Source organism: Curtobacterium sp. PhB130 (assembly GCF_003755165.1).
Lineage (GTDB): Bacteria > Actinomycetota > Actinomycetes > Actinomycetales > Microbacteriaceae > Curtobacterium.
In genome coordinates, this window is the sequence record NZ_RKII01000011.1 from 137,265 (window position 1) to 149,679 (window position 12,415).

General features: G+C 71.0%; 10 protein-coding genes. 9 read left to right on the forward strand and 1 reads right to left on the reverse strand.

Going from position 1 to position 12,415, the window contains the following annotated elements; genetic code table 11:
- Window positions 1-126 precede the first annotated feature (126 nt).
- Window positions 127-1,245, reverse strand: coding sequence for a polyprenyl synthetase family protein (locus EDF24_RS17480; protein ID WP_123653068.1), 1,119 nt, complete (start codon window positions 1,243-1,245; stop codon window positions 127-129).
- A gap of 83 nt (window positions 1,246-1,328) precedes the next feature.
- On the opposite strand from EDF24_RS17480, the gene EDF24_RS17485 reads away from it, so the two are divergent.
- The 9 genes from EDF24_RS17485 to murD all read left to right on the forward strand — a co-directional run bounded on the left by EDF24_RS17485 (window position 1,329) and on the right by murD (window position 12,399).
- Window positions 1,329-1,712, forward strand: a complete 384-nt coding sequence (locus EDF24_RS17485) for a DUF3040 domain-containing protein (protein WP_123653069.1) — start codon at window positions 1,329-1,331, stop codon at window positions 1,710-1,712.
- Window positions 1,713-2,483: 771 nt separating this feature from the next.
- Window positions 2,484-2,915: a division/cell wall cluster transcriptional repressor MraZ gene (gene mraZ / locus EDF24_RS17490; RefSeq protein ID WP_123653803.1), complete on the forward strand. Its 432-nt coding sequence runs from the start codon at window positions 2,484-2,486 to the stop codon at window positions 2,913-2,915.
- 106 nt (window positions 2,916-3,021) lie between these two features.
- A complete protein-coding gene (gene rsmH / locus EDF24_RS17495) occupies window positions 3,022-4,011 on the forward strand; it encodes a 16S rRNA (cytosine(1402)-N(4))-methyltransferase RsmH (RefSeq protein WP_123704571.1) in 990 nt (329 codons plus the stop codon).
- Window position 4,012: 1 nt separating this feature from the next.
- Window positions 4,013-4,732, forward strand: coding sequence for a hypothetical protein (locus EDF24_RS17500; protein WP_123704573.1), 720 nt, complete (start codon window positions 4,013-4,015; stop codon window positions 4,730-4,732).
- A 49-nt stretch (window positions 4,733-4,781) separates the two neighbouring features.
- Complete coding sequence (locus EDF24_RS17505; RefSeq protein WP_260233494.1) at window positions 4,782-6,551, forward strand: penicillin-binding protein 2; 1,770 nt, start codon at window positions 4,782-4,784, stop codon at window positions 6,549-6,551.
- A gap of 17 nt (window positions 6,552-6,568) precedes the next feature.
- Window positions 6,569-8,212: a Mur ligase family protein gene (locus EDF24_RS17510; RefSeq protein ID WP_395868419.1), complete on the forward strand. Its 1,644-nt coding sequence runs from the start codon at window positions 6,569-6,571 to the stop codon at window positions 8,210-8,212.
- Entirely contained in the window at window positions 8,209-9,771 is a 1,563-nt protein-coding gene (gene murF, locus EDF24_RS17515) for a UDP-N-acetylmuramoyl-tripeptide--D-alanyl-D-alanine ligase (protein WP_123704575.1), read from the forward strand. Before EDF24_RS17510 ends, murF begins: the two co-directional genes overlap by 4 nt.
- Window positions 9,768-10,871 (forward strand): phospho-N-acetylmuramoyl-pentapeptide-transferase, encoded by a 1,104-nt coding sequence (mraY, locus tag EDF24_RS17520; RefSeq protein WP_123653074.1) that lies wholly within the window; start codon window positions 9,768-9,770, stop codon window positions 10,869-10,871. The genes murF and mraY overlap by 4 nt, the downstream gene beginning before the upstream one ends.
- On the forward strand, window positions 10,864-12,399 hold the full coding sequence (gene murD / locus EDF24_RS17525) for a UDP-N-acetylmuramoyl-L-alanine--D-glutamate ligase (RefSeq protein ID WP_260233495.1): 1,536 nt from the start codon (window positions 10,864-10,866) through the stop codon (window positions 12,397-12,399). The genes mraY and murD overlap by 8 nt, the downstream gene beginning before the upstream one ends.
- The last annotated feature ends 16 nt before the right edge of the window (window positions 12,400-12,415 follow it).

Here is a 12,415-nt window from a genome sequence, read left to right on the forward strand (position 1 = left end):
CCCAGTCCCCGCTCTGGCCGGTCCCTGCTCTCGCCGGTCCCGCCCGACGCTCTGGTCGGGGCCGGAGACCGACGGGAGGCCCGGTGCCAGCTGGCACCGGGCCTCCCGGTCGGTCTCCGGTTGCGTCTACGCCACGCGGCGGCTGACGGTCTCGGCAAGTGACGCGAGCTGCTCGCGCGCCGACGGCGTGAGCGGGGCGGCGTCGAGCGCCGCCTTGGCGCGCTGCACGTGCCGGTCGATCGAGCGCTCCACCGCGGTCACCGCGCCGGACTCGGTGAGGGTGGCCCGGAGCATCTGCACCTGGGCCTCGTCGAGGTCCGGGTCGCCGAGCAGCTCGTCGAGGAGCGCCCGCGAACCACCGGGCAGTGCCTTGCGGGCCGTGGCGATGAGGACGGTGCGCTTGCCTTCGCGGAGGTCGTCACCAGCGGGCTTGCCGGTGACCTCGGGGTCGCCGAACACGCCGAGCATGTCGTCGCGCAGCTGGTAGGCCACGCCGAGGGGGAGGCCGAACGCGCGGAGCCCCTCGAGCTGGGACTCGGACGCGCCGGCGACGAGGGCACCGATGACCAGGGGTGCTTCGACCGAGTACTTCGCCGACTTGAAGACCACGACACGCTGGGCGCGGAGCAGGTGCTCGCTCTCGTCCACGGTCGGCCAGGCCGTCTCCTCGTGGATGTCGAGGTACTGACCGGCGGTGACGTCGAGGCGCATCGCGTGGAACTCCTGGCGGACGATCCGCGCACGGGCGGGGTCGAGGAGCGCGAGGCCCTCGTCGAAGACCGCGTCGCTCAACGAGAGCAGCCCGTCGCCGAGGAGCAGCGCGGAGTTCGTCCCGTAGAGGGCACGGTCACCGACCCAGCCGGACTCCTGGTGCTTGGACTCGAAGCGGCGGTGCGCTGCCGGACGCCCGCGGCGGGTGTCCGAGCGGTCCATGATGTCGTCGTGCACGAGGGCTGCCGCGTGGAAGATCTCGAGTGCCGCGGCCACCGTGACGACCGCTTCGGCCGTGGTCTGGCGCGACCCTTCCGCGAGGGGGTCGAACGAGCCCGAACGACCCGCGACGGACTGCCACCCCCAGTAGCAGAACAGGGCCCGGAAGCGCTTGCCGCCGGACAGGAGGTCTCGGGCGAACTCGTCGAACGGAGCCAGGTCCGGACTGATCGCGGCGAGCCGATCGCGCTGCTCGTCGAGCGCCCGATCGATCCGCGCCGAGACGAGGTCCACTAATCGCGTACTCTCAGCCACGATCCCTACCCTAGTGGGTGGCCGAGACATAGAATCGGTCCACCAAATCCACGCGTCGATCCCAGGGACAAGAGGGAATCAAGATGCCACTCTCGGAGCAAGAGCAGCGCCTTCTCGAAGAGATGGAGCGCAGCCTCTATCAGAACGACTCCGACTTCGTGGCGCGCGTCACCCGGCGACAAGGGCGTCCGACGTACACGTCGATCACGCTCGGGGTTCTGGGCGCGCTCGCTGGAGTCGCCGTCGTCATCCTCGGGCTGGTCATCCGCCAGCCCCTGATCGGAGTCCTCGGCTTCGTGGTCATGCTCGCCGGGGTGCTGTTCGCGCTCCGCCCGGGCATGCGCGCACCGAAGTCCGCCAAGGCACCGCGGGCATCGTCGCCCGGCGGGGCTCGCGGGACCTCCTCCGGTGGCTCGTTCATGGACCGCATGAACGACCGCTGGGACAAGCGGAACGACCCGAGCTAGCTCGCACCACTCCTGAACGGGGTCGGCCCACACGGGCCGGCCCCGTTCCGCGTGCCCGCGGCGCGGCGCGGCGGCGCCGCGGGGCCGCGCCGCGGCCGCGCCGCGCCGCGGGCACGCGGCCGCGGCGGCGCGCGCGGGCCGCCCGCCGCTCGCGTTCCCGTCGGTCGTTTCGCGCGTAGGGGGTCGGAAGTTTCCACCTCCTACGCGCGAATCGTCTTCTCAGCGCGGGTGTGATGGGAAGGAACGCGCGAGCCGGAGGCTCTGGTCGCGACCGACCGCCGGACTGGAGGCTCGTGGCGGGGTCGCGCCGAGCCTCCAGGCCGGGTGGGGGTTGCGACCGGCGTGTGCTCGTTGCGTCTGCAAGGGGCGACGAGGCCGCTGTCGTACGACAGCGCTTCTGTCGCTGGGCGGCGCTCGCACCTGTTGCGTCTGCAAGGGACGACGAAGTCGTCGTCGTGCGACAGCGTGGGTGTCGTTCCGAGTCGTTCCGCCGCGCACCGCCGCGCGCCGCCGCGCAGCAGCCGCGCGCCGCGAGGACGCCGCGGCCCCCGCGGCTGCGAAAGTCCTCCACTTTGCTCCACCGCAGCGCTCCAGCCCCGGATCCGCATGGATTCGGGGCTGTTCTGCGTGTGCGGCGCCGTCGGGAGCGCGGGACGCGGCCCCAAAAAGGGTGTCAGGGGCGAATTCGGGAGCGGAACGCTGGGTTGGTGGAGGGAAGTGGAGTACCGTGGGGCTCATCGACAACCGGTGGAGCTGAGGGGAGGCCCCGACGTGCTGCTCGGTACCCATGCCCCGAAGCTCGACGAGAAGGGTCGCGTGATCCTCCCCGCCAAGTTCCGGGACGAACTGTCCGGGGGCCTCGTGATGACCCGCGGGCAGGAACGGTGCGTGGTCGTCTTCAGTGCCCGGACGTTCGAGGAGATCCACGAGCGCATCCGTCAGGCACCGATGACGTCGAAGCGCACCAGGGACTACATGCGCCTGTTCCTCTCGGGGGCCAGCGCAGAACAGCCCGACAAGCAGAACCGCGTGACGATCCCGCAGAACCTCCGTGAGTACGCGGGGCTCGAGCGGGACCTCACGGTCATCGGCAGCGGTGACCGTGCCGAGATCTGGTCGACCACCGCGTGGGAGGCCTACTACGCCGAAGCCGAAGAGGCATTCGCCGAGAACGACGAGGAGGTGATCCCGGGCATCTTCTGATCCGCGGATCGGGACTCCCAGCCGTCCGCCCTGATGCACCTTCCCCGGTGTCAGGTCGGTATGGATGGGGATCCGGACCCGCGGCCCAGGAGATCGAGGGCTGCACATGGCAGAACAGAACGAATCCCACGAAGAGAACGAACAGCGCGAACCCGAGCGGTTCCCGCACACCCCCGTCATGCTCGAGCGGATCGTGGACCTCTTCACGCCGACGCTCGAGGGCCCGGGCAAGGTCGTGGTCGACGCGACGCTCGGCATGGGCGGCCACTCCGCGGGACTGCTCGAGCGGTTCCCGGAGCTGACGCTCATCGGGCTCGACCGGGACACCGACGCGCTCGGCATCGCGGGGGAGCGGCTCGCCCGCTTCGGTGACCGCGTGCACCTGGTGCACACGGTCTACGACGAGATCGTCGACGCGATCGAGGGTCTGGGCTTCAGCGAGGTCGACGGCGTGCTGTTCGACCTCGGCGTCTCGTCGCTCCAGCTCGACCGGGCCGAGCGCGGCTTCGCCTACAGCCAGGACGCCCCGCTCGACATGCGGATGGACCGGACCCAGGGCATCACCGCGGCAGAGGTCCTCGCCGAGTACGACGAGGGCGAGCTCCGGCGGATCTTCCAGCGCTACGGCGAGGAGAAGCTCGCCGGCCGCTACGCGAAGGCGATCGTCGAGCGTCGGGCGACCACCCCGTTCACGATGTCCGGCGACCTGGTGCAGGTGCTCCACGACGCGACCCCGGTGGCCATCCAGCGCCAGGGCCACCCCGCCAAGCGGGTGTTCCAGGCGCTCCGCATCGAGGTCAACACCGAGCTCAGCGTCCTCGAGCGGGCGATCCCGGCGGCGCTCGACGCCATCGCGGTCGGCGGCCGGATCGTCGTCGAGTCGTACCAGTCGCTCGAGGACCGCATCGTGAAGCGGGCCCTGGTGAAGCGGACCACCTCGAGTGCGCCGGCGGACCTGCCGGTGGAGCTGCCCGAGCACGCCCCCACCTTCTCCCTGGTCGTCAAGGGCGCCGAGCTGGCCGACGATGCCGAACGCGCCGCGAACCCCCGAGCAACACCCGTGCGACTCCGCGCGGCCGAGCGAATCCGGAAGTGACATGAGCACGAACCTCGCACTCGTCGACCCCGCCGTCGCCCCGTCGCGCGCGCCCCGCCCGTCGCGCGACCGGAACCGCCCGGAGCTCGTCGAGGTCACGCCGACCCGCGCGCAGCGCCGCGCACGGCCCCGCATCGCGTACGCCATCGTGGCGGTCGCGGCGCTCGGCCTCCTGCTCCTGGCGCAGCTCGGGATCAGCATGGTGCTCAGCCAGGGCGCGTACCAGCTGAACTCCCTGAGCGCGGAGCAGACGAAGCTCAGCCGCACGCAGCAGTCCCTGTCCGAGGACCTCCGCGTCCTGGACTCGCCGCAGAACCTGGCCCGCAACGCGCAGGCCCTCGGGATGATCGCGAACTCGACGCCGGTGTACCTCGACCCGAAGACCGGCCGCGTGTACGGCACGCCCACCCCGGCGACACCGGACGAGGCGACGGGCAACACCGCGAACCAGGTCCCGAACTCGCTGCTCGACGACGTCCCCCTGGTCGCGAAGCAGGGTGACACCACCACGAGCAAGGAGAACGGCGCGACGACGGGCACGACGGGCACGGACAAGAGCACGACGGGCACGGACAAGAGCACGACGAGCACGACGGACTCGAGCACGTCCACCAAGGACGACTCTGAGAACACGAGCGGGGCCAGCGCGTCGGACACGGGTTCGTCGAAGTCGTCCGTAGAGTCCGACCCGAACCAGCTCCAGGCGCCCTCCACCAGGTGACCTGCGGGTCAGCACTGCCCCCAGCACCACCCGGGAAGGACCGCACCGCGTGACGAGAACGATCCGCAACCGCCGGCTCAGGTACAGCGTCGTGATCATCGCCGTGATCGCCCTCGTGGCGGTCTTCGTGATCCGGCTGGTCGACATCCAGGTCGTGCAGGCCGCGACGCTGAACGAGGCGGCCACCGCCAAGCGCAGCATCCCCGTGACGCTGTACGGCACGCGTGGCTCGATCGTGGACCGGAACGGCACCGAACTGGCCGACAGTGTCACCCGGTACAACATCACCACCGCCCCGCGGCTGGTGAAGGACTTCGAGGGCAAGCTCGGCGGGACCCGCGTCAAGGACGTCACCGTCGAGACCGCCCTCGCCGCGATCGCGAAGGCGTCCGACGGCGACGCGGCAGCGATGCAGAAGGCCATCGAGGCGAACCCGAAGTCCGACTTCGCCTACCTGGTCAAGGGCCTCGACGTGAAGCACTACGAGGCCGTGAAGGCGCTCGACGTCCCGTGGCTCTACCCGCAGCAGCAGTCCGCGCGGACGTACCCGACCGGGGCGACCACGGGCAACCTGACCGGCTTCATGGGCACCGACGGCGCCCAGGCGGGCCTGGAGTACGCGTACGACCAGTGCCTCGCCGGCACGAACGGCTCCGAGACGTACGAGCGCGGTGAGGACGGCGTCCAGCTGCCCGGCAGCACCGTGACGACGAAGGAGGCCAAGGACGGCGGGACGCTGACGACGACGATCGACAGCGACCTGCAGTACATGGCCCAGCAGGACATCGCCGACGCCGCGCAGCAGCTCGGTGCGGTGTCCGCCACGGCGACCGTGACGAAGGTGAAGACCGGCGAGGTCCTCGCGGTCGCGGACTACCCGACGGTGGACCCGAACGACGTCGACGCGACGAAGGACAAGGGGGCGTACGGCTCCCGCGCGCTCACCGACACGTACGAGCCCGGGTCGACGATCAAGGCGGCGATCGCGGCGGCGCTGATCGACCAGGGCAAGGCGACCCCGACCACCGGCGTCGTGGTGCCGTACTCGCGCACGTTCCCGTGGGGCGGCACGATCCACGACTCGGAGTTCCACGCGACCGAGAACCTGACGCTGACCGGCATCCTGCGGGACTCCTCGAACGTCGGCATCACCGAGCTCGGTGCCCGCCTGACCGAGCAGCAGCGCTACGACGTGATGAAGAAGTTCGGGCTGTTCCAGCCGGAGTCGGCGATCGACTACCCGGGGCAGCCGGGCATGCAGTACGGCTCCACGCCGGACTGGGACCAGCAGACGGACATCAACTCGATGTTCGGGCAGGGCATCTCGACGACGGCGATGCAGGTCGCGAGCATCTACCAGACCATCGCGAACGACGGGGTCCGGATCCCGCTGCACTTCGTGAAGGGCTGCACGACGGCCGACGGCAAGACGATCGACGCGCCCGACGTGCAGAGCGAGCGCGTGGTCTCCGCCAGCGCCGCCACGCAGGTCACCGACATGCTCCAGAGCGTCGTCACGGGCGGCACGCTGGTCGGCATGAAGCCGATCTCGGGCTACAACATCGCCGCGAAGACGGGTACCGCCGAGGTCGCGGAGGGCTCGAAGGGCTACGGCTCGGAGCGCATCACCTCGGTGGCCGGAATGGCACCCGCCGAGGACCCCCAGTATGTTGTCACGGTGACGTTCACGAAGCCGCAGACCAACAAGTGGTCGAGCGGAGCGGCTCCGGCGTTCCGCACACTCATGTCCCAGGTGCTCGAGAAGTACCGCGTTGCCCCCTCCACGACCCAGGCGAAGACCTACCCGTCGACGTGGTAGACCAGACCGTCCCCGTGGTGAGGAAGAAGGAGCACTTGTCCGCACGGATCCCCCCGGTCCTCCGGCCCGAACACCCGACCCCGAGGGCCCTCGCCGAACTGGCCAACGCCTTCGGTCTGCGGGTCGTCGGTTCGCTCGACGGCGTCGAGACGACCGGCGTCACGCTGAGCGCGGCCGAGGTCGCGCCGGGTGACGTCTTCGTCGGCGTGCACGGTGCGAACCGGCACGGCGCGGAGTTCGCCGCGGACGCTGCCGAGCGCGGTGCCGTCGCGGTGCTGACCGACGACGCCGGCGTGGCGCTGGCCGAACCGTCCGGCCTGCCGGTGCTCGTCGTCGACGACCCCCGTGCGGCGCTCGGTGACGTGTCGGCATGGGTCTACCGGACGCACCCGGACGAGGCGACCGACCTCCCGCAGCTCTTCGCGGTGACGGGCACGAACGGCAAGACCAGCACGTCGTACATCCTCGAGGGCATCCTCAAGCAGCTCGGCCTGGTCACGGGCCTCAGCTCGACCGCGGAGCGCCACATCGGCTCGCTCAGCGTCACGAGCCGCCTGACCACGCCCGAGGCGAGCGAGATGCACGCGCTCCTGGCCCGGATGCGCGAGAGCGAGGTCCGCGCCGTCGCCGTCGAGGTGAGCGCCCAGGCCCTCAGTCGCCACCGCGTCGACGGCATCGTCTTCGACGTGGTCGCGTTCACGAACCTCAGCCACGACCACCTCGACGACTACGCCGACATGGAGGAGTACTTCCAGGCGAAGCTGCCGCTGTTCCAGCCGGAGCACGGCCGCCGCGGCGTCGTCTCGCTCGACTCCGAGTGGGGTCACCGTGTCGTCGAGGACTCCCGCATCCCGGTGACCACCATCACGGTGCACCCGGACGTGGAGGCGGAGTGGCACGTCGACATCGTCGAGGCCCACGCCGCGTACACCGAGTTCCGGCTCACCGGCCCCGAGGGTCGCGAGCTCACCACCCGTGTGCCGCTCATCGGCTGGCACATGGCCGCGAACGCCGCGCTGGCTATCGTGATGCTGGTGGAGGGCGGCTTCGAGCTCGGCGCCATCGCGCACGCACTCGAGAGCAACCACCGCCGCTACCCCGACGAGCAGGACGGCGCGACCGTCTCCGCCATCGAGTGCTACCTCCCCGGCCGCACCGAGCGCGTCTCCGGCGACCGTGGCCCGAGCGTCTACGTCGACTTCGGCCACAGCCCCGACGCCTTCCTCAACACCCTCGCCGCGGTGCGCCAGTTCACCCCCGGCAAGGTCGTGATGCTGTTCGGCGCCGACGGCGACCGCGACAAGACCAAGCGCGGCGACATGGCCCGTGTGGCCGCCGAGGGGTCCGACATCCTCGTCGTCACCGACCACCACCCGCGCTTCGAGGACGCCGCATCGATCCGGAAGACCCTGGTCGACGCCGCGCGCGACGCCTTCCCCGAGCACGAGATCCACGAGGTCACCCCGCCGGAGGCCGCGATCCGCACCGCCGTCGGTCTCGTCGGCGAGGGCGACTCGATCCTCTGGGCCGGCCCCGGCCACCAGGACTACCGCGACATCCAGGGTGTCCGGACCCCGTACTCCGCCCGCGACGAGGCCCGTGCGGCACTCCGCGAGGCCGGCTGGGAGCCGAACGCCGGCCCGGTGGAGGAAGCGCGATGATCGCCCTCTCCCTCGCCGAGATCGCCGCCGCGGTCGACGGCGAGCTCGTCCGCGGTGCCGCCGAGACGGTCGTCGACGGCTCCGTCGAGACCGACTCCCGCCTGGTCGGCCCCGGCAGTGTGTTCTTCGCGCTCCTCGGTGAGGAGACCGACGGGCACCGCTTCGTCCCGGCCGCGGCCGAGTCCGGTGCGGCGCTGGTGATCACCGAGCACGAGACGGACATCTCGGGGGACACCGCGCAGATCGTCGTCGCGGACGGCTACGCGGCGCTCGCTGCCCTGGCCCACGAGGTCGTCGCCCGCGTCCGTGCCTCCAGCGCCGAGCGCACCGCGGCCGACGGCAGCCCGGCACCGCTCCGCGTCGTCGGCATCACCGGCTCGAACGGCAAGACGAGCACGAAGAACATGCTCCGCACGATCCTGTCCGCGCACGGCGAGACCGTCGCGCCGGAGGGCTCGTTCAACAACCACGTCGGCGCCCCGATCTCGATGCTGCGGATCACGCACGACACCCGCTACCTCGTCGTCGAGATGGGCGCGAGCGGCGTCGGCCACATCGCCAAGCTCGTGCGCATCGCCGAGCCCGACACCGGCGTCGTCCTCAAGGTGGGCCTCGCGCACGCCGGTGAGTTCGGCGGCATCGAGGCGACGCAGCGCGCGAAGTCCGAGATGGTCACCGACCTGCCGGCCACCGCGACCGCCCTCCTCAACGTCGACGACGACCGCGTCGCGGCGATGCGCGACCTGACGGCCGCCGAGGTCGTCGGCTTCGGCACGTCCGACCAGGCGGACTACCGCCTGTCCGGTGTGTCCACGGACCGTGACGGCACCCGTTTCACCCTCACCGCGCCTCCCGTCCGGACCGTCGGTGACCACCCGACGGAAAGCGACCGATCTGGGCCCACGCCGCCGGTTCCGGATCGACGCGCCAGCGGCGAGTCGGCCGTGCCGGTGGGGAGAGGCTCGGCACAGGTTCCCGAGACCGTCGACGTCCGCCTCGCCATCCTCGGCGAGCACCACGCGATGAACGCGACGGCCGCGCTGGCCGTCGCGCACCGCTGGGGCGTCCCGCTCGCGGACGGCGCCGCCGCGCTCGCGTCGATGACGCGCGCCGAGCGCTGGCGCATGGAGCTGCTCCAGGGCGGCCCCGAGGGCGTCACCGTCATCAACGACGCGTACAACGCCTCGCCCGACTCGATGTCGGCCGCGCTCCGCACCCTGGCGCAGATCGTGCGTCCGGGGGAGCGGACCATCGCCGTGCTCGGCGAGATGGCCGAGCTCGGGGAGTTCTCCGTCGAGGAGCACGACCGCATCGGTCGTCTCGTCGTCCGTCTCGGTGTCGGTCAGCTCGTGGTCGTCGGCCGCGGCGCGATGCCGATCCACCAGGCCGCCACCCTCGAGGGATCGTGGGACGGCGAGTCCGTGTTCATCGAGGACGTCGACGACGCCGTCCACGCCCTGCAGGAGATGGTCCGCCCCGGCGACGTCGTCCTCGTCAAGTCCTCGAAGTCGGCCGGGCTGCGATTCCTCGGCGACCGCCTCGGAGGTGTCTCCGCATGATCGCCCTGCTCATCGCCGGCGCGGTGTCGCTGGTGTTCACACTGCTGCTCACGCCGTTGTTCATCCGGCTGTTCCACCGGCTCGGCTGGGGACAGTTCATCCGTGACGACGGTCCGCAGTCGCACCACACCAAGCGCGGCACCGCGACCATGGGCGGCATCGTCCTGATCCTCGGCACGGTGATCGGCTACTTCGTCGGGCACCTCGTCGGCGGGGACTCCATCACGCTGTCCGGTGTGCTCGTGCTCTTCCTGATGGTCGGGCTCGGGTTCGTCGGCTTCGTCGACGACTTCCTCAAGGTGCGGCGCCAGCGGAGCCTCGGGCTCGGCGGGTGGGCGAAGATCCTCGGCCAGGTCATCGTCGGCGTGATCTTCGCGACCATCGCCCTCGTCGTGCCGACCTCGACGGGCAAGCCCCCGGCGTCCACGATGATCTCCGCCATCCGGGACATCCCGTGGCTCGACTTCATGGCGCTCGGCACGGTCATCGGGACGATCCTGTTCCTGGCCTGGATCGTGCTGCTGACGGTCTCGACGTCGAACGGCGTGAACGTGGCGGACGGCCTTGACGGCCTCGCGACCGGGTCGAGCATCCTGGCGATCGGCTCCTACGTCATCATCGGCTTTTGGCAGTCGAACCAGATCTGCGGCGGTGCCCGGCTCGACGCCAGCACCGAGCACGCCTGCTACACGGTGACGAACCCGCTCGACCTGGCGGTCGTCGCGGCCGCGGTGTGCGGTGGCCTGATCGGCTTCCTCTGGTACAACACGTCGCCGGCACAGATCTTCCTCGGCGACACCGGCTCGCTCGGCCTCGGCGGCGCGCTCGCGGGTCTCGCGATCCTCAGCCGCACCGAGCTGCTGCTCGTCCTCATCGGTGGCCTGTTCTTCATCGTCACCGGCTCGGTCATCCTGCAGCGGGCGTACTTCAAGATCACCCACGGCAAGCGCATCTTCCGGATGAGTCCGCTGCACCACCACTTCGAGCTCAAGGGCTGGGCCGAGGTCACCGTCGTCGTGCGGTTCTGGATCATCGCCGGGCTCTGCGTCGCCGCGGGTGTCGGACTCTTCTACCTCGAATGGATCGCGCGCGTTGGCTGATCGTCTGCAGGGCCTCGACAGCTGGTACTCGGACGGCTGGAAGGGCCTCGACGTCGCCGTGCTCGGGCTCGGTGCGACCGGGTTCTCCGTCGCCGACACCCTCGTCGAGCTCGGCAGCAGCGTCACCGTGTACTCCACGGACGCCCCCGCGGACAGCGTCGAACTGCTCGAGGTCATCGGCGCCCGGTTCGTGCAGACCCCGCTCGACAGCGTCCCCGCGGCGCTGCAGGACCAGGCGCCCGACGTCGTCATCGTGTCGCCAGGGCTCCCGCCGCACAACGCGACCGTGCAGTGGTCCGTGGCGAACAGTGCCGTCTGGGGCGACATCGAGCTCGCCTGGCGCGTGCGCGACAAGGTCGTCCGCGGCCCGGTCGCGGCCCCGTGGGTGACGATCACCGGCACGAACGGCAAGACCACCACGACGCAGCTCACCACCGCGATGTACGCGGCCGAGGGGCTCCGCGCCGTGGCGTGCGGCAACATCGGCGTGCCGGTGCTCGACGTCGTCCGCGACCCGGACGGCTTCGACGTCCTCGTGGTCGAGCTCTCCAGCCACCAGCTCCACTACATGGCGGACTCCGGCGACGGGGCGGTGCTGCCGCTCGCGTCCGCGTGCCTGAACATCGCCGACGACCACCTCGAGTGGCACGGCTCCGCCGCGGCGTACCGGGCCGCGAAGGCCAAGGTCTACGAGCGCACCGTGCTCGCGTGCGTCTACAACGTCACCGACGAGGCCACCCGCGCCATGGTCGAGGACGCCGACGTCGTCGAGGGCTGCCGTGCCGTCGGCTTCACCCCGGGCATCCCGGGCCCCGGCGAGGTCGGGGTCGTCGAGGACGTCCTCTGCGACCGCGCGTTCACCGAGGACCGCCGGAACTCGGCGCTCGAGCTCGCCACGCACGCCGACCTCGAGCAGGCCGGTCTCGCCAGCCCGCACATGACGATGAACGTGCTCGCCGCGGCCGCCCTCGCGCGTGCCGGCGCGGTCCGACCGAGCTCGATCCAGAGCGCGGTGCAGGCCTTCCGCGCCGACCACCACCGCACCGAACTGGTCGCGACGGGGGCCGACGGCATCACCTGGGTGGACGACTCGAAGGCCACGAACCCGCACGCCGCGACGGCATCGCTGTCCGCGTTCGGGTCCGTCGTGTGGATCGTCGGCGGCCAGTTCAAGGGCGTCGACATCGACGGCCTCGTCGAGCGCTTCGGGCCGACCGCCCGCGGGGTCGTCGTGATCGGCACCGACCGGACCCCCGTCCTGGAGGCATTCGGACGACACGCGCCCGCGGTGCCGGTGCTGCAGGTCGAAGCATCGGACACTGATCAGGTCATGCCCGAGGCGGTCCGGCATGCCGCTTCGGTCGCGAGACCGGGCGACACGGTCCTCCTCGCCCCCGCTGCCGCGTCGTTCGACCAGTTCGGCTCCTACGCGGACCGGGGCGAGCGTTTCGCGGCGGCGGTCCACGAGCACCTGGGAGGCAACGCCGATGGCGACGACACCGACGGACCTTCCGACGAACGCCCGTAGCGCGCGCGTCCAGGGG

Bases quoted from the DNA above. Each gene is read 5' to 3' on its own strand.
- murF (WP_123704575.1), top strand. From the start codon at position 8,209: ATGATCGCCCTCTCCCTCGCCGAGATCGCCGCCGCGGTCGACGGCGAG.
- EDF24_RS17500 (WP_123704573.1), top strand. From the start codon at position 4,013: ATGAGCACGAACCTCGCACTCGTCGACCCCGCCGTCGCCCCGTCGCGC.
- EDF24_RS17485 (WP_123653069.1), top strand. From the start codon at position 1,329: ATGCCACTCTCGGAGCAAGAGCAGCGCCTTCTCGAAGAGATGGAGCGC.
- rsmH (WP_123704571.1), top strand. From the start codon at position 3,022: ATGGCAGAACAGAACGAATCCCACGAAGAGAACGAACAGCGCGAACCC.
- mraY (WP_123653074.1), top strand. From the start codon at position 9,768: ATGATCGCCCTGCTCATCGCCGGCGCGGTGTCGCTGGTGTTCACACTG.